This is a genomic window from Bradyrhizobium agreste, assembly GCF_016031625.1.
GTDB lineage: Bacteria > Pseudomonadota > Alphaproteobacteria > Rhizobiales > Xanthobacteraceae > Bradyrhizobium > Bradyrhizobium agreste.
In genome coordinates this window covers 86,927-110,972 of sequence record NZ_JACCHP010000013.1, presented here as the reverse complement: position 1 = coordinate 110,972, position 24,046 = coordinate 86,927, and the positions used below count along the sequence as shown (strand labels likewise).

At 64.7% G+C, this 24,046-nt stretch carries 20 protein-coding genes and 1 pseudogene; 14 read left to right on the top strand and 7 right to left on the bottom strand.

Features of this window, described 5'->3' with window-relative positions:
- Positions 1-74: 74 nt before the first annotated feature.
- The 4 genes from HZZ13_RS20705 to HZZ13_RS20690 all read left to right on the top strand — a co-directional run bounded on the left by HZZ13_RS20705 (position 75) and on the right by HZZ13_RS20690 (position 4,099).
- Positions 75-971 (top strand): SMP-30/gluconolactonase/LRE family protein, encoded by an 897-nt coding sequence (locus tag HZZ13_RS20705; protein WP_197961451.1) that lies wholly within the window; start codon positions 75-77, stop codon positions 969-971.
- Between the two features lie 19 nt (positions 972-990).
- Entirely contained in the window at positions 991-1,830 is an 840-nt protein-coding gene (locus HZZ13_RS20700) for an aldo/keto reductase (protein WP_197961384.1), read from the top strand.
- Between the two features lie 187 nt (positions 1,831-2,017).
- The gene (locus HZZ13_RS20695) at positions 2,018-2,959 is read left to right on the top strand and encodes a DMT family transporter (protein WP_197961450.1); all 942 of its coding nucleotides are present in this window, start codon (positions 2,018-2,020) and stop codon (positions 2,957-2,959) included.
- Positions 2,960-3,019: 60 nt separating this feature from the next.
- Positions 3,020-4,099, top strand: coding sequence for a zinc-binding dehydrogenase (locus tag HZZ13_RS20690; protein ID WP_197961383.1), 1,080 nt, complete (start codon positions 3,020-3,022; stop codon positions 4,097-4,099).
- 15 nt (positions 4,100-4,114) lie between these two features.
- Here the strand turns inward: HZZ13_RS20690 and HZZ13_RS20685 are convergent, their stop codons facing one another.
- Positions 4,115-4,576, bottom strand: a complete 462-nt coding sequence (locus HZZ13_RS20685) for an Lrp/AsnC family transcriptional regulator (protein ID WP_027571162.1) — start codon at positions 4,574-4,576, stop codon at positions 4,115-4,117.
- 131 nt (positions 4,577-4,707) lie between these two features.
- On the opposite strand from HZZ13_RS20685, the gene HZZ13_RS20680 reads away from it, so the two are divergent.
- Positions 4,708-7,071, top strand: a complete 2,364-nt coding sequence (locus HZZ13_RS20680; protein WP_197961382.1) for a thiamine pyrophosphate-binding protein — start codon at positions 4,708-4,710, stop codon at positions 7,069-7,071.
- A 248-nt stretch (positions 7,072-7,319) separates the two neighbouring features.
- Positions 7,320-8,750, top strand: coding sequence for an aldehyde dehydrogenase family protein (locus HZZ13_RS20675; RefSeq protein WP_197961381.1), 1,431 nt, complete (start codon positions 7,320-7,322; stop codon positions 8,748-8,750).
- Positions 8,751-9,029: 279 nt separating this feature from the next.
- Here the strand turns inward: HZZ13_RS20675 and HZZ13_RS20670 are convergent, their stop codons facing one another.
- Positions 9,030-10,007 (bottom strand): SMP-30/gluconolactonase/LRE family protein, encoded by a 978-nt coding sequence (locus tag HZZ13_RS20670; protein ID WP_197961380.1) that lies wholly within the window; start codon positions 10,005-10,007, stop codon positions 9,030-9,032.
- Positions 10,008-10,096: 89 nt separating this feature from the next.
- On the opposite strand from HZZ13_RS20670, the gene HZZ13_RS20665 reads away from it, so the two are divergent.
- Positions 10,097-10,921: an NAD-dependent epimerase/dehydratase family protein gene (locus HZZ13_RS20665; RefSeq protein ID WP_197961379.1), complete on the top strand. Its 825-nt coding sequence runs from the start codon at positions 10,097-10,099 to the stop codon at positions 10,919-10,921.
- Positions 10,922-10,984: 63 nt separating this feature from the next.
- Here the strand turns inward: HZZ13_RS20665 and HZZ13_RS20660 are convergent, their stop codons facing one another.
- A complete protein-coding gene (locus HZZ13_RS20660) occupies positions 10,985-11,548 on the bottom strand; it encodes a hypothetical protein (protein ID WP_197961378.1) in 564 nt (187 codons plus the stop codon).
- A 33-nt stretch (positions 11,549-11,581) separates the two neighbouring features.
- Complete coding sequence (locus tag HZZ13_RS20655; protein ID WP_311972736.1) at positions 11,582-12,583, bottom strand: TAXI family TRAP transporter solute-binding subunit; 1,002 nt, start codon at positions 12,581-12,583, stop codon at positions 11,582-11,584.
- 481 nt (positions 12,584-13,064) lie between these two features.
- Between HZZ13_RS20655 and HZZ13_RS20650 the strand changes: the two genes are divergently transcribed.
- Positions 13,065-14,777 (top strand): IlvD/Edd family dehydratase, encoded by a 1,713-nt coding sequence (locus tag HZZ13_RS20650; protein WP_197961376.1) that lies wholly within the window; start codon positions 13,065-13,067, stop codon positions 14,775-14,777.
- Between the two features lie 12 nt (positions 14,778-14,789).
- On the opposite strand, the gene HZZ13_RS20645 is transcribed toward HZZ13_RS20650, so the two are convergent.
- The gene (locus tag HZZ13_RS20645; RefSeq protein WP_197961375.1) at positions 14,790-15,584 is read right to left on the bottom strand and encodes an enoyl-CoA hydratase/isomerase family protein; all 795 of its coding nucleotides are present in this window, start codon (positions 15,582-15,584) and stop codon (positions 14,790-14,792) included.
- A gap of 228 nt (positions 15,585-15,812) precedes the next feature.
- Between HZZ13_RS20645 and HZZ13_RS20640 the strand changes: the two genes are divergently transcribed.
- Positions 15,813-17,030, top strand: a complete 1,218-nt coding sequence (locus tag HZZ13_RS20640) for an NAD(P)/FAD-dependent oxidoreductase (protein ID WP_197961374.1) — start codon at positions 15,813-15,815, stop codon at positions 17,028-17,030.
- 164 nt (positions 17,031-17,194) lie between these two features.
- Here the strand turns inward: HZZ13_RS20640 and HZZ13_RS20635 are convergent, their stop codons facing one another.
- Positions 17,195-18,103, bottom strand: coding sequence for a ribokinase (locus HZZ13_RS20635; RefSeq protein WP_197961373.1), 909 nt, complete (start codon positions 18,101-18,103; stop codon positions 17,195-17,197).
- A gap of 6 nt (positions 18,104-18,109) precedes the next feature.
- Entirely contained in the window at positions 18,110-19,003 is an 894-nt protein-coding gene (locus tag HZZ13_RS20630) for a sugar kinase (protein ID WP_197961372.1), read from the bottom strand.
- 212 nt (positions 19,004-19,215) lie between these two features.
- Between HZZ13_RS20630 and HZZ13_RS20625 the strand changes: the two are divergent.
- From HZZ13_RS20625 to HZZ13_RS20605, 5 genes and pseudogenes are all read left to right on the top strand, one after another.
- A pseudogene (locus HZZ13_RS20625) lies at positions 19,216-20,064 on the top strand (VOC family protein).
- A 163-nt stretch (positions 20,065-20,227) separates the two neighbouring features.
- Positions 20,228-20,935, top strand: coding sequence for a TetR/AcrR family transcriptional regulator (locus HZZ13_RS20620; RefSeq protein ID WP_197961371.1), 708 nt, complete (start codon positions 20,228-20,230; stop codon positions 20,933-20,935).
- Positions 20,936-21,137: 202 nt separating this feature from the next.
- Entirely contained in the window at positions 21,138-21,947 is an 810-nt protein-coding gene (locus tag HZZ13_RS20615; RefSeq protein WP_197961370.1) for an ABC transporter permease, read from the top strand.
- A gap of 54 nt (positions 21,948-22,001) precedes the next feature.
- Positions 22,002-22,994 carry an ABC transporter substrate-binding protein gene (locus HZZ13_RS20610; protein ID WP_197961369.1) on the top strand — a complete coding sequence of 331 codons (993 nt, stop codon included), beginning with the start codon at positions 22,002-22,004 and terminating at the stop codon, positions 22,992-22,994.
- A gap of 14 nt (positions 22,995-23,008) precedes the next feature.
- Positions 23,009-23,839: an ABC transporter ATP-binding protein gene (locus tag HZZ13_RS20605; protein WP_210349419.1), complete on the top strand. Its 831-nt coding sequence runs from the start codon at positions 23,009-23,011 to the stop codon at positions 23,837-23,839.
- The last annotated feature ends 207 nt before the right edge of the window (positions 23,840-24,046 follow it).

Genomic DNA, 24,046 nt, shown 5'->3' with positions numbered 1-24,046 from the left:
CACCGCGCCAATCGACGCGCCGTCGATTGTGCCTTATGCTGCCGCGTTCCCCCTCAGCACCCACAATAACAATGATGTACCTGGAAACGCCGCCGCGCCTGATCGAGACCAGGCTGTTCACCGCCATGCCCGACAAGTTTCGCCGCAAGGGCGTGCGAACCGTTTGGGCCGATGCCAACCGGCCGAACGTGCCGACCGACAGTTTCATCGAGGGGCCATCCTTCGACAGGGACGGCAATCTCTTCCTCGTCGATATTCCCTTCGGCCGCATCTTTCGGATTGCGCCCGGCGGTGAATGGTCGCTCGTGATCGAATATGAGGGCTGGCCGAACGGCCTGAAGATCGCCTCCGACGGACGCATCCTGGTCGCCGACTACAGGCATGGCATCATGGAGCTCGATGCCGAAGCCGGCCGCGTCAAGCCGGTCGTGACCGGGCGCAATTCGGAATCGTTTCGCGGCTGCAACGATCTGCATCTCGCCTCCAACGGCGATATCTATTTCACCGACCAGGGCCAGACCGGGCTGCACGATCCGACTGGCCGGGTTTATCGATTAGCCGCGAACGGCCGCCTCGATTGCCTGCTCGACACCGGCATCAGCCCCAACGGTCTCGTGCTCGACCCAACCGAAACGGTGCTGTTCGTCGCGATGACTCGGGACAACGCGGTGTGGCGGCTGCCGTTCATGAAGGACGGCAGCGTGTCCAAGGTCGGCCGCTTCTGCTCGCTGTTCGGCACCAGCGGACCTGATGGGATGACCATGGATGCCAAGGGCCGGCTGTTCGTCGGCCATGCCTCGCTCGGCCACGTTTTCGTGTTCGCGCCGAACGGCGAATTGATCGCGCGGATCAAGTCGTGCGCGGGACCGAATTGCACCAATGTCGCGATCGGTGGCGAAAACAAGGACCGTCTCTATATCACGGAGTCCGCGACCGGCAGTGTGCTGGTGGCGGATATCAGCGGGCTCTAGAGCATGTGAAGGAATAAACATGAACACAAAGCCCTTCGGCAAGACCGGCGCCAACGTTTCCGTGATCGGGCAGGGCACCTGGTATCTCGACCACGGCGACCGCAAGCGCGCGATCGCGGCGCTGCAGCGCGGGCTCGATCTCGGCATGACCCATATCGACACCGCCGAGATGTACGGCGATGCCGAGCTCGTCATTGCGGATGCGATCGCAGGCCGGCGCGATGAAGTGTTCCTCGTCTCGAAAGTGCTGCCGAGCAACGCCTCGCGCCGCGGTACCATCACCGCCTGCGAGCGCTCGCTGAAGCGGCTCAAGACCGACCGGCTCGACTGTTATCTGTTGCACTGGCGCGGCTCCTATCCGCTGGAGGACACCGTCGCTGCGTTCGAGGAGCTGGTGCAATCAGGCAAGATCAAATCCTGGGGCGTCTCCAATTTCGATGCCGACGATCTCGACGAGATTCTCGCAGTCTCCGGCGAGGGCCGGATCGCCTGCAATCAGGTGCTCTATCATCTGAAAGAGCGCGCGATCGAGCATGCAGTGATCCCGTGGTGCGAACGGCACGGTGTCGCCGTCGTCGCCTACTCGCCGTTCGGCCACGACGATTTCCCGGCAAGCGGCAGCAAGGGCGGCGGCGTGCTGGCGCGCATCGCGGAGGCGCGTCGTGCGACGCCGCGTCAGGTCGCGCTGAGCTTCCTGACCCGTGCGACTACGGTGTTCGCGATTCCGAAGGCTTCGTCCGCGGAACATGCCGGCGAAAATGCGGCGGCAGGCGATCTCGTGCTGACGAAAGACGAGGTTGCCGCGCTCGATGCGGCGTTTCCGCGCGGACCGAAGCCGCGCGGCCTGCCGATGCTGTAGTGCACAACGGGCAATGTTAACGGAGCATTGACGCGCGCGGCGGCTCGCGCATATCGGCATCCTGTTTTCGGAAGTTGTGAATGCGGGGCATTTGTCGTTTTTTACGGCTGTTCTCGATTCGCATTTTGCCCGGGTTCCAGCCGTGACACCGCCGCCCGCCGCAGCCGCAAGGCTCGACGTTATTCCCATGCCCGTGCCGGAGAAGAAGCAGCAGGCGCGCCGCGCGCCTGCCCGCGTCGATCATCCGTTCAAGGGCATTGCGCTGATCCTGCTCTCGACGGTGTTTCTCGGCTGCTCCGACGTCACCGCGAAATATCTTTCGACCAGCCTGCCCTCGACCGAGATCACCTGGATCCGGTTCCTCACCTTCACGCTGCTGTTCACGCCGGTGATGCTGCCCGCCTCGCCGTTCTATGCGATGCGGACCAAGCGTCCCGGCCTGCACGTGATGCGCGGAGCGGCACTGCTCGGCTCCTCGCTGTTCTTCATCACGGGCCTCGGCTTCCTGCCGATCGCGGAGGCGTCCGCCACCGGCTTCGTCGCGCCGCTGTTCGTCACGGCGCTCTCGATCGTGTTCCTCGGCGAGAAGGTCGGCATGCGCCGCTGGCTCGCTACCGCGCTCGGTCTCATCGGCGTGCTGATCATCCTGCGCCCGGGCACCAGCGCGTTTCACCCCGCCGCTTTCTTTCCGTTGGTCTCGGCGGCGTGCTGGGCCGGCACGTTGATCCTGACGCGCATGATGAGCGGTCGCGAAGCCGTCGTCACCACCATGGCCTATTCCTCGCTCACCGGCCTTGCCATCCTCACCGCAATCGTGCCGTTCGTCTGGGTGACGCCGTCCTGGACCGCGATCGCACTCGGCATCTTCATCGGCGTCGCTTCGACCGCGGGCCAGTGGATCGTCGTGCTCGCCTATCGCTATGGCGATGCTTCGGTGCTGGCGCCGTTCTCCTACTCCCAATTGTTGTGGGTCAGCATTCTCGGCTTCTTCATCTTCGGCGAGGTCCCGAGCATCTGGACCATCGTCGGTGCAGCCTTCATCGTCGCAAGCGGCCTCTACATCGCCCATCGCGAGCGCGTCCGCCGCGCCCAGCTCCTGGTGCTCGAAGAGCGTTCGCCGAACGCCTGACGCAAGTTCGCAGCTTCCGCGTCGTGTTATCAACGGCTCCAGCGATCAGGGAGGAGCAGGATGCGCGCTGCGATCTTCAGGAACGGTGAGATTGTCGTGGACCGGATGGCCGAGCCGACGCCGGGCCCCGGCCAGGTGCTGGTTAAGACGCTCGCCTGCGGCATCTGCGGCTCCGACCTGCACGCACGCCAGCACGCCCATCGCATGGTGGAGATGGCCCGGAAGGTCGGGCGCAAGCCGATGGATCTCTCCCGCGACATCGTGTTCGGCCACGAGTTCTGCTGCGAGATCGTCGATTACGGTCCCGGCACATCGCGCAAGCTGAAGCCGGGAACCCACGTCTGCTCGCTGCCGGCGCTGGTGACGCCGGGGGGTATCGAGGGCATCGGCTACTCCAACGACAATATCGGCGGTTATGCCGAGGCGATGCTGCTCAGCGAAGCGCTGCTGCTCGAAGTGCCCAACGGCCTCGCGCCGGAACATGCGGCGCTGACCGAGCCGCTGGCGGTCGGCGTTCATGCCGTCGCCAAAGCCAATATCCGTGGCGGCGAGGTGCCGCTCGTGATCGGTTGCGGTCCGGTCGGGCTTGCGGTGATCGCGGCGCTGAGGATCAAGGGGCTGCATCCGATCATAGCGGCAGACTATTCGCCGGCGCGGCGCGCGCTCGCTGCAAAGCTCGGTGCGGACATCGTTGTCGATCCCAAGATGTCGCAGCCCTATGCGACCTGGGCCGAGCACGCGCAGATGTCGGAGGCCGAGAAGGCGGCGCGGCCGCCGTTCCAGGCCATGCTGCCGGCGCTGAAGCCCGCGATCATCTTCGAATGCGTCGGCGTGCCCGGGCTGTTGCAGCAGGTGTTCGAGGGTGCCCCGCGCGATGCGCGCATCGTGGTGGTCGGCGTCTGCATGGAGAGCGACAGAAGCGAGCCCATGCTCGGCATCATGAAGGAGCTCAACGTCCAATACGTGCTCGGCTACACGCCGGAGGAGTTCGCAGGCTCGCTGCGCCTGATCGCGGACGGAGAGGTGGATGCCGCCGCGATGGTCACCGCCGAAGTCGGCCTCGACGGCGTCGCAAAAGCCTTTGCCGATCTCGCCAATCCCGAAGCCCACACCAAGATCATCGTGCAGCCGTGGCGGTGATGGCCAGCGGCAAGATCACACCGGCAGCGCGATCGAGTACTTCACCTGGCTGAGCGCAAAGCTCGATTCGATCGAGGCGATCCCGTCGAGGCGGGTCAGCTTGGTCTTCAGGAACGTCTCGTAGGAGGCGAGGTCGGCGGCGACGACGCGCAAGAGATAATCGCGGTTGCCGGTCATCAGATAGCATTCCAGCACCTCGTCCCATTTCGAGATGGCGCGGGCGAAGCGGTTGAGGTCCTCCTCCTTCTGCCGCGCCAGCTTGATCGAGATGAAGACGCTGACATGCAGTCCCAGCGCCTTCTGGTCGACGGTCGCGACATAGCGCGAGATGACGCCGCGCTCCTCGAGCAGCTTGACCCGACGGTGGCAGGGCGAGACCGAGAGACCGACCTTGTCGGCGAGCTCCTGCATGGTCAGGCGGCTGTCGTTCTGAAGGTGGCTGAGGATCTTGCGGTCGATGGCGTCGAGCTCGGGCATTGGAATGAAACCTGCTTCTGGTCGGCTGCGTTGGTAAAATATCCCAATATCGGTGGGTATGGCGCGAAAAATTGAGAAGTTTGACGCGGCCCGCAAGCATATGATGGGCATATATTTCCCGGAGCATCGCCATGCCCGTTGACCCCGCCCGTCTCGACATCCTGACCGCTCTCAGCCGCAAGGCGCTGTGGCTGTCGTCCTGGACCATCCACCACGCCAACCACATCCGGCCCAATGCCGACGGACTCAAGGTCGGCGGCCACCAGGCCTCGTCCGCCTCGCTCGCCACCATCATGTCGGCGCTGTACTTCCACGTGCTGCGCCCCGAGGACCGCGTCGCGGTGAAGCCGCATGCGAGCCCGGTGTTCCACGCCATCCAATATCTGTTCGGCCGGCAGAGCCGCGAGAAGCTGGAGAATTTTCGCGGCTTCAAGGGCGCGCAGTCCTATCCCTCGCGCACCAAGGACGTCGACGACGTCGATTTCTCCACCGGCTCGGTCGGCCTCGGCGTCGCGCAGACGCTGTTCTCCTCGCTGGTGCAGGACTACGTCAAGGCGCACGGCTGGATGAAGGATCGCCGCGAAGGGCGGATGATTGCGCTGGTCGGCGATGCCGAGATGGACGAGGGCAACATCTTCGAGGCGCTCGCGGAGGGCTGGAAGCACGGCCTGCGCAACACCTGGTGGGTGGTCGACTATAACCGCCAGTCGCTCGATGCCGTCGTGCGCGAGGGGCTCTGGGAAAAGTTCGAGACCATGTTCCGCAATTTCGGCTGGGACGTCGTCATCGTGAAATACGGCCGCCTGATGCGCGAGGCCTTCGCCGAGCCCGGCGGCGAAGCCTTGAAGCGCTGGATCGACAATTGCCCGAACGCGCTCTATGCGGCCCTGTGCTTCCAGGGCGGCGCGGCCTTCCGAAAACATCTGCATGACGAGATCGGCGACCAGGGGCCGATCACAAATCTGATCGACAAGCGCAGCGACGAGGAGCTGCTGGCGCTGATGTCGAATCTCGGCGGCCACGACATGGCGAGCATGCTGGAGGCGTTCGAGCAGATCGACCACGACCGCCCCGTCTGCTTCATCGCCTACACCATCAAGGGCGTCGGCCTGCCGTTCCAGGGCCACAAGGACAACCACGCCGGCCTGATGACTGTTACGCAGATGGAGAAATATCGCGACAGCCAGAACATTCGCCCTGGTCACGAGTGGGACAAGTATGAAGGCCTGCCGCACTCCGCGGCCGAGCTCGACGCGTTCCTCGCGCGGGTGCCGTTCAACCAGGATGGGCGCCGGCTCACCGCGCCCGTCGTCGAGGTGCCGCAACAGCTCGCGTTCAAGCCGTCGCCGCAGATGTCGACCCAGCAGGGCTTCGGCCTCGTACTGAACGAGATCGCGCGCAGCGACAGCGAGCTCGCCAGGCGCATCGTCACGACTTCGCCCGACGTCACCGTCTCGACCAATCTCGGTCCCTGGGTCAACCGCCGCGGCCTGTTCGCGCGCGCCGAGAAGGCGGACTTATTCCGCAGCGAGAAAATTCCCTCGACCTACAATTGGGACGCTTCGCCGAAGGGCCAGCATCTGGAGCTCGGCATCGCCGAGATGAACCTGTTCATCATGCTCTCGGCGCTCGGCCTGTCGCACCAGATCAACGGCGAGCGGCTCTTGCCGGTCGGCACGCTCTACGATCCCTTCATCGAGCGCGGGCTCGATGCGCTGAACTATGCCTGCTACCAGGACGCGCGCTTCATGGTGGCGGCGACGCCGTCCGGCCTCACGCTCGCGCCGGAGGGCGGAGCGCATCAGTCGATCGCGACGCCCTTGATCGGCATGGCGCAGGACGGGCTCGCCTCGTTCGAGCCGGCCTTCGTCGACGAGCTCGCCGTGATCATGGCTTTCGGCTTCGAGCACATGCAGCGCGATCCGGGCGAGGGCGGCTCGGTCTATTTGCGCCTCTCGACGCGCTCGATCGAGCAGGCGCAGCGGATCATGACACCGGAGCTGCGCCAGGGCATCACCGACGGCGCTTATTGGCTACGCAAGCCGGGGCCGAATGCCGAGGTCGTGATCGCCTATACCGGCGCGGTCGCGCCGGAGGCGATCGAGGCCACCGGCTTCATCGGCGAGAGCCGCCGCGACGTCGGCCTGCTCGCGATCACCTCGGCCGATCGCCTGCATGCGGGGTGGACCGCGGCGCGGAAATTGCGCCGCGACCGCCGCGGCGTGCAGCATCTCAGCCACATTGAAAAGCTGCTGGCGCCGCTGCCGCGCGACTGCGGCCTCGTGACCGTGATCGACGGCCATCCCGCCGCGCTCGGCTGGCTCGGCAGCGTTCGCGGCCACCGCGTCGAGGCGCTCGGCGTCGAGCAGTTCGGCCAGACCGGCAGCATCGCGGACCTTTATCGGCACCACGGCATCGACGCCAACGCCATCATCGATGCGGCCGAAAGCCTCACGACGGGTGCGCCGGTGCTGCATCGGAAGATGGCGGTGTAGCGGAGGTAATCACGTCGTCATTCCGGGGCGATGCGAAGCATCGAACCCGGAATCTCGAGATTCCGGGTTCGGCTCTTCGAGCCGCCCCGGAATGACTGCGCGGCCACCTTGCCTCATTCCCGCCATCGGCTCATATATCTCCATCCGCCGCAACGCTGGCCCCGCATATGGCGGGTTCAATTGCCGGCGCTTTCGTGCAAGGATGCCTGCCGAAACGCCCCCACCATGCCCCCAAAAAGAGGTTAACGATGGTCAATCGCATGCAATTCTACATCGACGGCGCCTGGGTCGATCCCGTCGTCAAGAAGTCCACCGCCGTGGTCAATCCCGCGACGGAAGAGGCGATGTACGAGGTTGCGCTGGGCTCCAAGGCCGATGTGGACAAGGCGGTTGCCGCCGCCAAGCGCGCCTTCGCAACCTTCTCCCAGACCAGCCGCGAGGAGCGCGTCGCGCTGCTCAGCAAGATCATCGAGGTCTACAAGGGCCGCCTCAAGGAGATCGGCGCCGCCGTGTCCGACGAAATGGGCGCGCCGCTGCCGATGGCGGAGAAGCTGCAGGCCGGCGCAGGTCTCGGCCATCTCATGACCACGCTCGACGTGCTCAAGAACTATCATTTCGAGGAGCCGGTCGGCACCGCCATGGTGCTGCGCGAGCCGATCGGTGTGGTCGGCATGATCACGCCCTGGAACTGGCCGCTGAACCAGATCGCCTGCAAGGTCGCGCCCGCGCTCGCCGCCGGCTGCACCATGATCCTGAAGCCCAGCGAGTTCACGCCGACCTCGGCGCTGATCTTCGCGGAAATCCTCCACGAAGCCGGCGTGCCGAAAGGCGTGTTCAACCTCATCAACGGCCTCGGCCCCGAGGTCGGCGCCGCCATGAGCGAGCACCCCGACATCGACATGATCTCTTTCACCGGCTCGACCCGCGCCGGCATCGACGTCGCGAAGCGCGCAGCTCCCACCGTGAAGCGCGTCAGCCAGGAGCTCGGCGGCAAGTCGCCGAACGTCATCCTCGAAGGCGCCGACCTCACCAAGGCGGTGACCGGCGGCGTGATGCACATGTTCAACAATTCCGGCCAGTCCTGCAACGCGCCCTCGCGCATGATCGTGCCGGCTTCGAAGATGAAGGAGGTCGCCGCGATCGCCAAGGCCGTCGCCGACAAGACCAAGGCGGGGGATCCCCGCGCCGAAGGCACCACCATCGGCCCGGTCGTCAATCGTGGCCAGTGGGACAAGATCCAGGGCTTGATCAAGAAGGGCATCGACGAGGGCGCAACGCTCGTCGCCGGCGGCCCGGGCCTGCCCGAAGGCGTCAACAAGGGCTTCTATGTCCGTCCGACCATCTTCGCCGACGTCACCCCCGACATGACAATCGCGCGCGAAGAGATCTTCGGGCCGGTGCTGACCATCATCGGCGCCAAGGACGAAGCCGACGCGGTCAAGATCGCCAACGATACGCCGTATGGCCTCGCCGGGTATGTCTATGGTCCTTCCGTCGAGGACGCCAAGCGCGTCGGCCGCCAGATCCGCGCCGGCAACGTCAACCTGCAGGGCGTGCCCAACGATCGCACCGCGCCGTTCGGCGGCTACAAACAGTCCGGCAACGGCCGCGAATGGGGCAAGTTCGGCCTCGAGGACTTCCTCGAAGTGAAGGCGGTTGCGGGCTTCAACGCAGCGTAAGTCTTTAACGGGTGAACAACACGACGCCGGAGCGGCCAACCGCTCCGGCGTTTTTTCGTTTTGCTCCGTCGTCATTCCGGGGCGTCGCAAAGCGACGAGCCCGGAATCCATTTGTCCGCAGGCTCTGTCGCACGATGGATTCCGGGCTCGCGCCGAAGACGGCGCGCCCCGGAATGACGGACGGAGAGAGTTTCGGAATTTTCGCGACGTGCCCACCATCTCGCGACGAGCAAGACATTGGTGGGCACGCTTCGCTTTGCCCATCCCACGAGTGCAGCGTTAGCCGCCGAGCGCGCCTTGCGTGTTCACATACAGCGCATAGATCGACTGGCTCGCGGCCATGAACAGGCGGTTGCGTTTGACGCCGCCGAAGCAGACGTTGGCGCAGCGCTCGGGGAGCGCAATACGGCCGATCATGACGCCGTCGGGCGCGAACACCACGACGCCGTCGAGCTCGGGATCGCCCATGCCCCAGCCGCACCAGAGATTGCCGTCGATGTCGCAGCGCATGCCGTCGGGCGTGCCCGGCCCGGCATCGATATGGACGCGCTTGTTCGAGATCGTGGTGCCCTCAGGCGAAACGTCATAGGCGAGGATCTTGCGGTTCGGCACCCCTCGCGATTCCACGACATAGAGGATCTTCTCGTCCGGCGAGAAGCACAGCCCGTTCGGCCCGAGCACACCCTCGGCGACGATGGTCGCCCTGCCGGTCGCGGGATCGAGTCGATAGACGTTGGGCTCGATCTCGGGCTCGGCCTTGTAGCCTTCGTAATTGCCGAGCAGGCCGAAGGTCGGATCGGTGAACCAGATCGAGCCGTCCGATTTAACAACGACATCGTTCGGTGAGTTCAACCGCTTGCCGTTGAATTGATCCATCAGCACGGTGATGCTGCCGTCATATTCGGTGCGCACCACGCGCCGGCCGCCGTGCTCGCAGGTGATCAGCCGGCCCTGCCGGTCGCGCGTGTTGCCGTTGGCAAAATTCGAGGGCTTGCGGAACACGCTGACGGCGCCGGTCTCTTCCTCCCATTTGAGGATGCGCTGGTTCGGGATGTCGCTGCACAGGAGGTAACGCCCGTCACCGAACCAGACCGGCCCTTCGGCCCAGCGCAGGCCGGTCGCCAGCCGCTCCACCGCCGACAGCTTCAGCCAGTATTTTTCGAAGCGGGGATCGAATGCCCTAATCGCGGGATCGGGGTAAAACGTCGCCGGGCGCCAGCCCCGCCGTTCCTCGGTGTGGGACGATGCCTCATTCATGCCGGTTCTCTCGTTTCGTTCCCTCTGGACAAACCTGCTATCATTAGAGACACGTGACCGCAAATCGGCCACCACAGGTGAGGAAAGACATGCCGCGTATTTTGATGACGGGAGCTTCGGGCGGAATCGGCACCAGCCTTCGGAAATTGCTGCCGCCGATCTACCCGGATCTCCTGCTGTCCGATATCAAGCCGCCGGCCGATCTCGGCCCCAACGAGACATTCAAGGCGGCGGACCTCGCCGATCTCGCGCAATGCGAGGCGATCTGCGAGGGCGTCGACGGTATCCTCCATTTCGGCGGCTATTCGGTCGAAGGCACCTGGGACCAGATCCTCCAGGCCAACATCATCGGCGGCTACAATCTGTTCGAGGCGGCGTACCGCAAGGGCGTCAAGCGCGTGGTGTTCGCCTCGTCGAACCACGCCGTCGGCTTCTATCCGCGCCACCACAAGATCGGCACCGACGTCACCCCTCGTCCCGACAGCCGCTACGGCGTCAGCAAGGTGTTCGGCGAGTCCGTCGGCGCGCTCTACGCCGACAAGCATGGCCTGAAGGTGACGTGCCTTCGCATCGGCAATTTCGGCGACATGCCGCTCGACCAGCGCCGGCTCTCGATCTGGCTCAAGCCCGACGACCTCGTGCAGCTCTGCCGCATCGGGCTCGAGCATCCCGACATCCATTTCGAGATCTTCTACGGCGCCTCCTTCAACGAGCGCGCCTGGTGGGACAACCACCGCGCTTACGAATTCGGCTATCGCCCCACCGGCCGAGCCGAAGATTTCCGCGAGCACGCCATGGCCGAGCAGGCCAAGCTGAAGCCGGATTCCGTCGGCGATTATTTCCAGGGCGGCACGTTCTGCAGCATGGAGTTCGACGCCGATCCGAGCCGGATCGTTGACTGGAATAAGCGGTAGGCGGGGGTCGTCAGCTCGCAATTGCGACCGCCGGGCCAAGCGCCCGGCTTGAAATGCACGTCGTCATTTCGCAACGCGTGCTTCCTGCTTCCTGGTCACATGCCACAGCACCACATGGTAATGCGGCTCATCCACACCGGGGTGACCCGGGTTGAAGTAGATGCTGACGTGGTCGACTGGCCGCGCTGACCCAGTCCCCTCCAACGACTTGTGATCGTCGATGTCCTTGATCGGGACCATGTACACGGTGGCCACCAGACGATCCCTGCGATCGAAGCACAGGAACGGCCCCAACGGCAACGTGTCGGGCTTCACGAAAATGATGCCTAGGCCCGGAAAGAACTTTGGGAAGTTCACGAGATCGCTGACCCGCTTGTATCCGTTTTTTTCAGCCAGCTTCCGCTGATTGGCCGGGGGGCGAACGATTTCGCGCTTCCTGTGCGCCTTGGTGCTTCGGTGAGGGGCCGTCCTGGTTCGCTCGGTCTTGTCGGCCGGTGGCGCGGCCGCCGGTGCGAGTGTCTGCGGCGTTGGAGGAAAGAGGGGAGCAAATTGGGCGGCAGAATGCCTCACGTCGGCGATCAAGGCGAGCAACGCAGCCAAGGCTGCGCTCACAAGCGCGTTGCGCATCGACACCTCCCACATTTGCCTGCCAAGTCTTGTTCACTTATCCGGGTTGCGTTCTCGCCAGCGCAGGAAGTCTCGGAATAAATCTTCCCGGTCCGCCGGATTGGCGCTCGGCTTTCCTTCGAGGAACCGGCCGAACGCCTTGCGAAGCGCGGCCTCGCCGCCGGATTGCTGCTGAAGCCAGCGCTCTGCCGGTCGGAAGCGTCGCCATCCTGGCAGCTGCGCGGCCAGGTTCACCTCGTGCCATTTGGGGTGATGTGCGCCCGCTAGAAATTCAGGAAAGCGCGTGAACAATGTCTGGACGAAGAATTCCAGCAACCGAAACCGCTCGCTGCCACTCGGCCAGTTGTAGGCGAAGAGAGCGGATTTGATCGCGATCGTGTCGACGCTTGCTTCGGCGGCGATCATATTTGGGTAGTCCTTATGGCGGAGCGTCGATGGCAGATAATCTTGTTGCAGCAGCTCCTTGAAGTAGGGGATTGGCAGGAGGTGAATATTGTCGAGTTGAGAGACCTGCGCCAGGAAGCTGACCGGTTTTCCTGAGACCAGCAGAGCGGCGGACAGATCTCTCTTCCGCAGACCATCCAGTGCGGCCTCCGGTCCCAAGTTCGACTCTTTGATCTTGATGCCTAGACGGTTCAACACTTCGCGGCCGAGGATGGCGCCGGTACTGCCGTCCTCTCCCAGATTGACCCTCTTTCCCGAAAGTTCCGTCAGGCTTCCGATCTCCGGCCGCGCAAGGAGATGGAACTCTTCGATATGGAGCGGCGCAATGTAGGTCAGTCTGTCTGAAATGTCCCCGAAGGTTCTTGTCTCCCGGAGCCGGTCGACCAGAACGACGGGCGCGATCGCGACGTCGGCACCTGCGAGCGTGAGCACATCGAGGACGTCGCGGATACCGCCGTTTCCCACTATCGGCAGGACCCGTAATGCGACTTGGCCCCGAGGGCCGGTCTCTTGGCCGCCGGCGAGCGTGGTCGCAATGTCCTGAGCGAGCGCGAATTCAGTGCATTGCGGCGTACCGGTCACGAAGCCCACCGTATACGGGTCCGCAGCTCGCCCGGTCTCCTTCCTGGGGGTCCCTTCCTTTCTTGGAGACACTTTCGTGGCTTCGCTCGGAGAAGCCGACAGTCGCTGTTGCGCGAAACAAACCTGGACCTGCCCGCCAAAGTAGGCCGCTGCAATCAATGCGATGAACAAACCGGCCCGCATCGCTCCGCAGACCCTCATTGTTCAACCTGCTCGGTCAGCTCTCGCGTGTGACGTGACATGCCCCGAGAGGCTGCCACCTGCCGCGCGAAGCAAAAGGCCGAAGCAAATGCTTGGCCTTCCAACGCGGCCAGGACAGTGCCGTTCCGTGATGCCTGCAGCTGAAGTTTGCCGACGCGCCCGGCCTCGCCTGCAATCCATTCGTGTGCCAAGCGGTGCTCTAAGCCGGAAAGTGCGACGCTATCGTCCGGGCTTATTGACAATCGAGGAGCGCGCTGTACCACGATGGTAAGCCAAAAGGAGCGACCTGATGACGAGTGGCTTGCGTAAGGGTTTGACCAGCTATGGCGATGCCGGCTTCTCGCTGTTCCTGCGCAAGGCGTTCATCAAGGCCATGGGCTATTCCGATGATGCGCTGGAGCGCCCGATCGTCGGCATCACCAACACCTATAGCGACTACAATCCCTGCCACGGCAACGTCCCGCAGATCATCGAGGCCGCCAAGCGCGGCGTGATGCTGTCGGGCGCGATGCCGTTCGTGTTCCCGACCATCTCGATCGCCGAGAGCTTTGCGCACCCGACCTCGATGTACTTGCGCAATCTGATGGCGATGGACACCGAGGAGATGATCCGGGCCCAGCCGATGGATGCGGTGATCGTGATCGGCGGCTGCGACAAGACGCTGCCGGCGCAGGTGATGGCCACGATCAGCGCCGATTTGCCGACCGTCGTCATTCCGGTCGGCCCCATGGTGGTCGGTCATCACAAGGGCGAGGTGCTGGGCGCCTGCACCGATTGCCGCCGTCTCTGGGCGAAATATCGCGCCGGCGACATGGACGATGCCGAGATCGAAGCGGTGAATGGGCGCCTGGCGCCATCGGTCGGCACCTGCATGGTGATGGGCACGGCCTCGACCATGGCCTGCATGATCGAGGCCATGGGCCTGTCGCTGCCTTTGAGCGCGACGATTCCCGCGCCGCATGCCGAACGCTTTCGTCTGGCCGAAGCCAGCGGCAAGGTTGCCGCCGAGATGGCCAAGGCCAAGGGGCCGAAGCCGAGCGAAGTGTTGACGCCGGCCTCGTTTAGGAACGCGCAGGTCGTGCTGCAGGCCATCGGCGGCTCGACCAACGGCCTGATCCATCTGACCGCGATGGCGCATCGCTCGCCGCACCGGCTCGATCTCGCAGCGTTCGACCAGATCGGCCGCGAGGTGCCGGTGCTGGTCGACCTCAAGCCGTCCGGCGAGCACTATATGGAGCACTTCCATCACGCCGGCGGCGTGCCGAAATTGCTGGCGCAGCTCGGCGATCTCGTCGACCTCGATGCCAGGACCATCAGCGGCCAGACGCTGCGCGAGATCGCGGCGAATGCCGAGGACGTGCCCGGCCAGGACGCCATCCGCCCGCGCAATGATCCGATCAAGAAAGAGGGCGGCCTCGCCATCCTGCACGGCAATCTCGCCCCGCGCGGCGCGGTCATCAAGCAATCGGCCGCGAGCCCGAAACTGCTGCAGCACACCGGGCGCGCGGTGGTGTTCGAATCCGTCGAGGACATGACCTTGCGGGTCGACGATCCCGATCTCGACGTCACCGCCGATGACGTGCTGGTGCTGCGCAATGCCGGGCCGAAGGGCGCGCCGGGCATGCCGGAAGCCGGCTATCTGCCGATCCCCAAGAAGCTCGCGCGTGGCGGCACCAAGGACATGGTGCGCATCTCCGATGCGCGCATGAGCGGCACCGCGTTCGGCACCATCGTGCTGCACATCACCCCGGAATCGGCCGTCGGCGGGCCGCTGGCGCTGATTGAGAACGGCGACATGATCCGCCTCGACGTGGCCAAGCGCAGCATCGAGCTCTTGGTCGATGCCGCCGAGCTGGAGCGGCGCCGCGCTGCGTTGAAGCCGTTGGCCGCGCCGGAGGAGGCACGGCGCGGCTACGCCTGGCTGTTCAACGAGACCATCCTGCAGGCCGACGAGGGCTGCGATTTCGATTTCATGCAGAGGACGGGACCCGCCAAGGGCTGAGCCAGCGCCGCGCTACTGGTTCTTGCTCGTGAACTTCTTCACGGCGGTGCGGAAGTCTTCCGTGTTCATCGCCATGATGATCTCGTGCTCCTCGGCGTCCAGCTGCTGCTTCACCGGCGTGGTCGCCGCCTGATAGACCAGCTGCTTGGTGCCGGCGATCGAAGCCGGCGGGTTCTGCGCGAGACGTTCGGCAAGTTTTCGCGTCGCGCTCTTCAACTCGGCGGCAGGAGCGACCTTCGCGACCAGGCCCCATTCATAGGCTTGCTGCGCGGTAAAATTGTCCTCGGCGAGAAAGATCTGCAGCGCGCGGCGCGAGCCGACCGTGCCGACGATGCCGACCGTCGAGCCGCCGTCCGGCGACACCCCGATGTTGGCATAGGCCGGCGTGAACTTGGCATCCTCAGCGGCGATGCAGAGGTCAGTGACGAAGGCGAGGCCCATGCCGGCGCCGGCTGCCGAGCCGTGCACGCTGGACAGCGAGATCTTCGGCATGCGCCTGACGATCTCGATGAAGGCGTGATAGTGCTTCAAGAGCTCGCCGACCACGGGCGTCACCGTGCCGGCTTCGGCCGCGGCCCCGATCGTCTGCAGATCGCCGCCGGCGCAGAACGCGCGGCCTTCGCCCTCGATCACGACGACGCGGATGTCGTCGGCGCCTTCGAGATAGGCCGCGAGCTGCTCGAGCTTCTGCGCAATCGCAAGGTCGATCGCGTTGAACGCGGCAGGGCGGTTCAGCGTGATGGTCGCAATCGGGCCGTCGATCCGCAGCACGGCGGGATCGTCGGGCTTTGAGACGGGAACGGTCATCTTAAAATTCTCCGGCAGGAGGTCGAGGCCCGAACTAAATCGCAGAAGGGCGGGGGTGACAATCCCCGAACCGCCGCTCTTGCGCCGGGCGGAACGATAGGCTCAAATGGGGTCGCTTTCGCCAAGGGACGGACACGAGCGCCGGCTCCTCGCAAGGCCAGCAAGCAAAATCAGCGAGAGAGGAGGCGGCATGGGTCACGCTCGTGTCTTCCAGAAATGGGCTGTCCGATGATTGGCCCGGTGATCATCGTCGGTGCCGGCCATGGCGGCTACCAGGTCGCGGCATCGCTGCGCCAGGCCGGCTTTGCCGAGCGCATCTGCCTAATCAACGACGAGCCGCATCTGCCCTATCAGCGGCCGCCACTGTCCAAGGGCTACATCAAGGGCTCCGCCGGTCCGGACAGCCTGATGTTCCGTCCCGAGAAGTTTTATCAGGACCAGAGCATCGAGCTGATCGCGGGCCGCGCCGCCTCGATCGACCGCGCCGCGCGCAAGGTGCAGCTGGCATCCGGTGCGACGCTGGATTACGGCCACCTCGTGCTGGCGACCGGCGCACGCAACCGGCTGCTCGATCTGCCCAATGCCAATCTGCCCGACGTGAAATACTTACGGATCCTCGACGACAGCGAGGCGCTGCGCGCGATCATGCCGTCGAAGACGCGCGCCGTGATCATCGGCGCCGGCTTCATCGGCCTCGAATTCGCCGCGACCGCCCGCATCAAGGGCCTCGAGGTCGACGTGCTCGAGCTCGCCCCGCGCGTGATGGCGCGTGCGGTGACGGCGGAGGTCTCGGAGTATTTTCAAGACCGCCATCGCGAGGCCGGCATCCGCATCCATCTCGGCGTGCAGGCGACCTCGATCGAGGCCGAGGGCGGCAAGATCACCGGCGTCTCCTTGAGCGACGGCCGGCATCTGCCCGCCGACCTTGTCGTCGTCGGCGTCGGCGTGCTGCCGAACATCGAGCTCGCGGCCGAGGCGGGGCTGCCGGTCGCCGCCGGCATCATCGTCGACGAATATCTGTCGACGGCTGATCCCAACATCTCCGCGATCGGCGATTGCGCGCTGTTCGCAAGCCCGCGCTTCGGCGGCTCGCTGCGGCTGGAATCGGTGCAGAACGCCACCGATCACGCCCGCTGCCTCGCAGCAAAGCTGACCGGCGACAAGAAGCCGTACGACAGCCATCCCTGGTTCTGGAGCGACCAGGGCGAGGACAAGCTCCAGATCGCGGGGCTGACGACCGGCTACGACCGTGTCGTGCTCCGCGGCGATCCTGCCAAGAAGGCGTTCTCGGCGTTCTGCTATCACGGCGACAAGCTGCTCGGGATCGAATCGATCAACCGCGCCGGCGATCACATGTTCGGGCGCCGCTTGCAGGCGATGGACCGCTCGATCACGCCGGAGCAGGCCGCGGACGAGAGCTTCGATCTGAAGCGCGCGCTGGCGTGATCTCTCTTCTCCCTCTCCCCGTTCTTACGGGGAGAGGGGCGGGGTGAGGGGCTCTATCCGCAGATGAGATGATCGCGAGACCTGTACCCCCTCACCCGGATTGCATCTGCGATGCAATCCGACCTCTCCCCGCAAGCGGGGAGAGGTGAAGAAAGTGCCGCGATCTACAGCACCGCCGCCACTTCCCTAGCCGTCGGCATCGAAGGCCCGGCGCCCATCCGCTGCACGCTGATCGAGGCGGCGGCGTTGGCGAACGCTAGCGCCTCGCGCAAGGCTGCACCATCAGCGAGCTGCGCGGCGAGCGCGCCGACGAAGCAGTCGCCGGCGCCTGTGGTGTCGACCGCCTTCACCACACGGCCGGCCACCGCAATCTCCTCGCGCCCGCCGAGCGCCAGAACGCCGCGCTTGCCGAGCGTAACGCAGATGGTCTGGTCCTCGCGCGCCTGAAGTTTTCGCGCGACATCGGTGATGCGGGCGGCCGCGTCGCTCTCGGAGAGCTCGGTGCCGGCGAGGAAGCCGAGCTCGGTCTCGTTGAGCACGAGGATGTCGACCAGCGCCAGCAGCTCGCCCGGCATCTTCTGCGCCGGCGCCGGGTTCAGCACGGTCACCGCGCTTGCCGCACGGGCGCGGTGGAAGAAAGCGGCGATGGCCGGCAGCGGAATCTCGAACTGGCTGACGGCGATGTCGCCTTTCAGCAGCGGCACGACCTCGACGTCATCGGCGCCGACCAGCCCGTTCGCTCCGGGAACGACGACGATGGTGTTGTCGGCCTCGGCCACCGTGATGATGGCCGTCCCGGTGTGCGTCTCCGTCGTCTCCACGACATAGCCGAGATCGATGCCCTGCTCGCCGAGAAAGGCCTTCAGCTCGGCGCCGAATGAGTCCCTGCCCAGCCGTCCGATCAGCGTGGTCCGCGCCCCTAACCGTGTCGCCGCCACCGCCTGGTTCGCGCCCTTGCCGCCCGGAAAATACAGCACCTGGCGGCCGGCGACGGTCTCGCCGACCCGCGGATGGCGATCGGCAATCGCCACCACATCCATGTTGATGCTGCCAGCGACGAAGACGCGCCCCATCTTTCTCTAGACCCTGACCTCGAACTCGTGCCGAACCTTGGCGATATCGACCAGCGTCGGCAGGCCGGCTTCGTTGCCGAGGCGCTGGATCTTGAAGGTCGAGGCGGCGCGAGCGAAGTCGAAATGCTCGCGCCAGCTTTTGCCGGGATGGGCGAGGTAGGAATAGACATAGGCGCCGTGGAAGACGTCGCCGGCACCGTTGGTGTCGATCACGCGCTCGCGCGGGATCGGCATCGCCGGCATCACCTGCACCGTGCCGGTCTCGTCGTACCAGAAGAGGCCCTTCTCGCCCATGGTGACGCCGCCGATCCTGCAGCCGCGGCTCTTGAGGTAGTCCAGCATCTTCTCCGGCGTCAGGTCCATCTGCTCGCACAGGCGTTCGGCGACGATGGCGACGTCGATGAATTCCAGGAGCTCATGCGTGTTGGTGCGCAGGCCGCCGCCGTCGAGCGAGGTCAGGATGCCGGCCTCGCGGCAGACTTTCGCGTAGTGGATGGCGGCATCCGGCTGGTGGCCGTCGACATGCAGCGCGCGGCAATTGCCGAGATTGAGGATCGGAAAGGGGTGGATGTGGATATCGTCGCGGCAGCGGACGATGGCGCGCTTGCCGTCCTTGGGCATGATGAAGGACAGCGAGGACTGGTTCACCTTCCGCGGATGCAGCGAGATCGCGTATTTCGCGCACATGTCCTGGAACATGCGCCCCAGCCAGTCATTGGCCGCGGTGGCGATCAGATCGGGCACGATGCCGAGCTTGGCGCAGCAGAAGGCCGCCGTCACCGCGTTGCCGCCGAAGGAGACCGCGTAGTCGCGTGCCACGTGCTTCTCGTCGCCGGTCGGCATGTGGTCGGTGATGAAGACGACGTCGATATAGGTCTGTCCGATGAAGAGAGCCTGCATTGCTTGTCCGTGATGCGCTTGTGGTCCCGGCCGGCGGGATTACTCTAGCACCGGTTCCGCGCCGGAGGGACGCTGAATTTATTCGCAAAACTGCCGCCCGAAGCGCTTGAGGTCAGCATCTTCCGGGAATACGACCATCACCGGCCCATGCCAAGCCCGGACAAACGCCGTCTTTTGCTCCCGGGGTTCCAGGTCCATCAAAAGGGTGCAGAATGATCTCCGGCCTCGATCACGTCGTCGTTCTGGTGAGCGACATCGGAGCGGCCAAGGCGGCCTATCAGACGCTGCTCGCCCGCGCGCCGGCCTGGCAGAACTCGGGCGAGGGCGCCGACCGGGTGCTGTTCACCCTGGACAACATGAGCATCGAGCTGATGGCCCCTCATGGCTTCAGCGTCACCGCCGACCGCATGCGCTCGCTGCTCGGCGACCATGAGGGCATGCTCGCCAGCCTGTGCTTTCGTGTCTCCGACATCGGCAAGATGCACCGGCGGCTGGAGCGGGTGGCCCTGAGGCCGGATCCGGTCGCCTAGGTCGAAAGCAGTGACGCCATCACCGATGCCGTGCTGCACTGGAAGCGCACGCGGGCTGCCACAGACCTGACGCGCGGCGTGCGCATGTTCTTCCTGGAGCTGGCCGACGAGCGTCCGAAGTCGGCCACAACCGACATCGCACCGATCGAGGGGCTCGACCACGTCGTCGTCACCACGGAGGATTCCGAGCGCGCCGCCGCACTCTACGGCGCCCGGCTGGGTCTTGATCTCGCGCTCGACCGCTCGCACCAGGACTGGGGCCAGCTGATGTTCTTCCGCTGCGGCGACCTCATCGTCGAGGTGGTGCGCCGCCCGGTCGCCGGCGGCGATGCCGCGCATGACCGGCTCTGGGGCCTGAGCTGGCGGGTCGCCGACATCGACGCTTCCCGCGCCCGCCTGATCGCGAGCGGACTCGACGTCAGCGAGGTGCGCACCGGCCGCAAGCCGGGCACGCGCATCATGACGGTGCGGAGCGGCACATGCGGGATCCAGACCGTGCTGCTGGAGCGCTCGCCGAAGCCGGTGGAGTAACCGCCGTCATTCCGGGGCGATGCGAAGCATCGAACCCGGAATCTCGAGATTCCGGGTCTGGTCCTTCGGACCATCCCGGAATGACGGAGCTAACATCCTTGCGTTCTCAAATTCCCGCCCTCGTGTTACACGCCATATCCAGACCACCCAGCGAGCACCCGGTTTGGCGAAGGCAAAGCGAACTCTGAAATGGCAGCGCGATCCCGAGGGGATGCGGCTGCGCATTCTCGAAGCCGCCAAGCAGGAGTTTTCCGCCCATGGCCTCGCCGGCGCGCGCGTCGACCGCATCGCGGCCAAGGCCGGCGCCAACAAGCGCATGCTCTACTACCACGTCGGCAACAAGGACGAGCTTTATCTCGCCGTGCTCGAGGGCGCCTATGACAAGATCCGCAGCGAGGAGCGGGGGCTCGACCTCGAGCATCTCGATCCCCCCGAGGCGATCCGACGCCTGATCGAGTTCACCTGGAATTACTTCCTGCGCAACCCCGAATTCCTGTCACTGCTGCAGACCGAGAATCTGGCGCGCGCCAAGCACCTGAAGAAATCGACCAAGGTCAAGTCGATGCACTCGCCCTTCGTCGAGATGATCCGCACCGTGGTGCGCCGCGGCGTCGATAGCGGCGACTTTCAGGTCGCCGTCGACCCGGTGCAGCTCTACATCTCCATTGCGGCGCTCAGCTTCTTCTATCTCTCCAACTCGGCGACGCTCAGCGTGATCTTCGGCCGCGATCTCCTGGACAAAAAGGCCAAGGACGAGCGGCTGGCGCACATGGTCGGCCTCGTTCTGGCGGCGCTGACGGGGCGCTCGGCGGAACTGTTCAAGATTGGCAAGGCGCCGACGTCGCGGGCTGCGGTGGTGCAGACGGTGTAGTCCTCCAAAGTTTCCGCATCCGTCATGGCCGGGTTTGTCCCGGCCATCCACGTGCATCCGCTCGTAGGAGAGACGTGGATGCCCGGGACAAGCCCGGGCATGACGGGAACTCCCGCACAAAACGTCACAGGGAAAGCTCTGGACAGTATTTATCCAACGGGTTAATTTCTCCCATAACGAAGAAGACTGCCGGGAGTGAACATTGGCCGAGCCGAAGCCGCAAAATGCTGTTGCCAAGCTGCTGAATGCAGCCTGGGTTCGGCCGTTCTTGTTCCTGGTCTTCATCGTCGTCGCCTGGGATCTGTCGATCCGGCTGTTCAGAATCCCCGCCTACCAGATCCCGTCGCCGCTCGATGTCGTCGCCGTGCTGCGCACGGAATGGCCGGAGCTGCTGCGTCAGTCCTGGCCGACCACCTATGCCACGGTCTGCGGCTTCCTGCTGTCGGCGCTGTTCGGCATTCCCGTCGCGATGCTGATCGCGGGCTCGAAGACGGTGGAGAGCTACGTCTATCCGCTGCTGGTGTTCTCGCAATCCGTGCCGAAAATCGCGATCGCACCGCTGTTCGTGGTCTGGTTCGGCTTCGGCATCATCCCCAAGGTGATCTCGGCGTTCCTGCTCGGCTTCTTCCCGGTAGTGGTGTCCGCGGTGCAGGGCTTCAAGTCGGTCGACCCCGACATGGTCGATCTCGCCCGTGCCATGCAGGGCAGCCGCCTGCAGGTGTTTCGCGCAGTGAACCTGCCGCATGCGCTGCCGGCGATCTTCTCTGGCCTCAAAGTGTCGGTGACGCTCGCCGTGGTCGGCGCGGTGGTCGGTGAATTCGTCGGCTCCAATTCCGGCATCGGCTACGTCATGCAGCGCTCGATCGGTACCTTCGACCTGCCGACGATGTTTGCCGCGCTCGTGATCCTCGCGCTGCTCGGCGTGGTCCTGTTCTGGATCGTCGACCGGATCGAGAAGCTGATCATTCCCTGGCATGTCAGCCAGCGCGAGGACGTGACTTTCGCCTCGTAACCAAACAACGAACGGCCACCAACGGCCGACACAACAACGACAGGGAGAGTGACGATGAGGAAGTGGATTGGGGCTGCATCCGTGGCACTACTGGCGTTCGCTGCCATGCCGGCGCAGGCAGCTGACAAGGTCGTGCTGATGCTGAACTGGTACGTCTATGGCGAGCACGCGCCGTTCTATTACGGCAAGGCCAAGGGCATCTACGCGGCCGAAGGCATCGATCTCGAGATCCAGGAAGGCCGCGGCTCGGCTGCGACCACGCAGGCGGTTGCCGCCAAGACCGCCGATTTCGGCTATGTCGACGTTCCCACCATGATGCGCGCCGCGATCAAGGGCGCGCCCGTGGTTGCAACGGGCGTCCTGCTGCAGACCTCACCGATGTCCGCGATGGGCTTCGTCGACAAGAACATCAGGAAGCCCGAGGACATCAAGGGCAAGACGGTGGCGATCACGCCGGCGGATTCCATGACCCAGATCTGGCCGCTGTTCCTGAAGAAGACCGGCCTGAAGGAGAGCGACTTCAAGACCGTCGCCGGCGACGGCCAGACCAAGCTCAACGCCGTCATCAACGGCCAGGCCGATCTTCTGCTCGGCTACGTCATGGACCAGTCGATGAAGATCAAGGACGCCACCGGCAAGGAGGTCTACCCCATCAAGTTCGCCGACTACGGCATCAACATGGTGTCCTCGGGCATCATCGCCAATGCCGATTATGTGAAGGCCAATGCCGATCTGGTCCGCCGCTTCATGTCCGCGACCACGAAAGCGGTCGAGGCCGCCGAGAAGGAGCCCAAGGCCGCGGCGCAGTCGATCCTCGATGCCAACCCGAAGGGCGGCAAGATCGACACGCTTACGCAGGGTTTTGAGCTGACCATCCCGCTGTACCGGACCGCGGAGACCAAGGGCAGGCGTCCTTTCCAGGTCACCGATCAGAACATGGCGGAGACTGTCAATCTGCTCGTCGAATATGGCGGGCTGGATGCGAAGGCCAAGGAGAATCCGAAGGCCTTCTATACCAACGACTATCTGCCGAAGAGCGGCTCGTGAAACCTGCGACAGCCATGAACGAAGCCGTGCAGCCGGCCGCGCATCTGAGATTGGTGAGCGACCGGGCTGCCGGCGATGCGTCGGGCATCAAGCTGTCCGGCGTGTCGAAGACATACCGGACGCGCGACGGCGACGTGCCGTCGCTGCGGCCGCTCGACTTCCACATCAATGACGGCGAGTTCTTCGTCGTGGTCGGCCCATCCGGCTGCGGCAAGTCCACGCTGCTCAAGCTGATCTCGGGCCTGCTGGCGCCGACCACGGGAGAGATCCTGGTCGAGGGCCAGAAGGTGACGACGCCGCACGGCAATGTCGGCATCGTCTTCCAGAACGCGCTGCTCTTGCCCTGGCGTAACATCCTGGGCAACGTGATGCTTCCGATCGACATGAAGCGCCTGCCGCGGCAGGACTATCTCGATCGCGCCAAGTCGCTGCTGAAGCTGGTCGGCCTCGAAGGTTTCGAGAAGAAGCTGCCCTGGCAGCTCTCCGGCGGCATGCAGCAGCGCGCCTCGATCTGCCGCGCGCTGGTGCATGATCCCAGGATCATGCTGATGGACGAGCCGTTCGGCGCGCTCGACGCGCTGACGCGCGAGCGCATGAATATCGAATTGATGCGGATCCAGCGCGAGACGAAGAAGACCGTGCTCTTGATCACTCATTCGATTCCGGAAGCCGTGTTCCTCGCCGACCGCGTGCTGGTCATGACCGAACGCCCCGGTGCGATCGCGGCAATCTACGACGTGCCGCTGCCGCGCCTCCGCTCGCTCGATGTAATGGCCGATCCGGTGTTTACGGAACTCGTGCAGCGCATCCGCAAGCACTTCTTCTCGCAAGGCGCGTTGGATTAGGTGGCAATGGTGTTCTCAGACCCGGCCGCATGCACGGTGCGCTCCCTCCCCCGCCTGCGGGGGAGGGCTGGGGAGAGGGTGTCTCCGCTGGCAAGACTCCCCAAGAGGAGAAAACCCTCACCCGCCGCGCTGCGCGCGTCGGCCTCTCCCGCAAGCGGGAGAGGCGAGTCGCCCGCGGCCCTACCTGTCGCACCAGGTTCAGCTCGT

What these genes read in the sequence shown, in the direction of transcription:
- HZZ13_RS20605 (WP_210349419.1), top strand. Translation starts at nt 23,009, where the DNA reads ATGAACGAAGCCGTGCAGCCGGCCGCGCATCTGAGATTGGTGAGCGAC.
- HZZ13_RS20700 (WP_197961384.1), top strand. Translation starts at nt 991, where the DNA reads ATGAACACAAAGCCCTTCGGCAAGACCGGCGCCAACGTTTCCGTGATC.
- HZZ13_RS20675 (WP_197961381.1), top strand. Translation starts at nt 7,320, where the DNA reads ATGGTCAATCGCATGCAATTCTACATCGACGGCGCCTGGGTCGATCCC.
- HZZ13_RS20705 (WP_197961451.1), top strand. Translation starts at nt 75, where the DNA reads ATGTACCTGGAAACGCCGCCGCGCCTGATCGAGACCAGGCTGTTCACC.
- HZZ13_RS20660 (WP_197961378.1), bottom strand. Translation starts at nt 11,548, where the DNA reads ATGCGCAACGCGCTTGTGAGCGCAGCCTTGGCTGCGTTGCTCGCCTTG.
- HZZ13_RS20635 (WP_197961373.1), bottom strand. Translation starts at nt 18,103, where the DNA reads ATGGGGCGCGTCTTCGTCGCTGGCAGCATCAACATGGATGTGGTGGCG.
- HZZ13_RS20640 (WP_197961374.1), top strand. Translation starts at nt 15,813, where the DNA reads ATGATTGGCCCGGTGATCATCGTCGGTGCCGGCCATGGCGGCTACCAG.
- HZZ13_RS20690 (WP_197961383.1), top strand. Translation starts at nt 3,020, where the DNA reads ATGCGCGCTGCGATCTTCAGGAACGGTGAGATTGTCGTGGACCGGATG.
- HZZ13_RS20670 (WP_197961380.1), bottom strand. Translation starts at nt 10,007, where the DNA reads ATGAATGAGGCATCGTCCCACACCGAGGAACGGCGGGGCTGGCGCCCG.
- HZZ13_RS20630 (WP_197961372.1), bottom strand. Translation starts at nt 19,003, where the DNA reads ATGCAGGCTCTCTTCATCGGACAGACCTATATCGACGTCGTCTTCATC.
- HZZ13_RS20695 (WP_197961450.1), top strand. Translation starts at nt 2,018, where the DNA reads ATGCCCGTGCCGGAGAAGAAGCAGCAGGCGCGCCGCGCGCCTGCCCGC.
- HZZ13_RS20645 (WP_197961375.1), bottom strand. Translation starts at nt 15,584, where the DNA reads ATGACCGTTCCCGTCTCAAAGCCCGACGATCCCGCCGTGCTGCGGATC.
- HZZ13_RS20685 (WP_027571162.1), bottom strand. Translation starts at nt 4,576, where the DNA reads ATGCCCGAGCTCGACGCCATCGACCGCAAGATCCTCAGCCACCTTCAG.
- HZZ13_RS20665 (WP_197961379.1), top strand. Translation starts at nt 10,097, where the DNA reads ATGCCGCGTATTTTGATGACGGGAGCTTCGGGCGGAATCGGCACCAGC.
- HZZ13_RS20680 (WP_197961382.1), top strand. Translation starts at nt 4,708, where the DNA reads ATGCCCGTTGACCCCGCCCGTCTCGACATCCTGACCGCTCTCAGCCGC.
- HZZ13_RS20650 (WP_197961376.1), top strand. Translation starts at nt 13,065, where the DNA reads ATGACGAGTGGCTTGCGTAAGGGTTTGACCAGCTATGGCGATGCCGGC.
- HZZ13_RS20610 (WP_197961369.1), top strand. Translation starts at nt 22,002, where the DNA reads ATGAGGAAGTGGATTGGGGCTGCATCCGTGGCACTACTGGCGTTCGCT.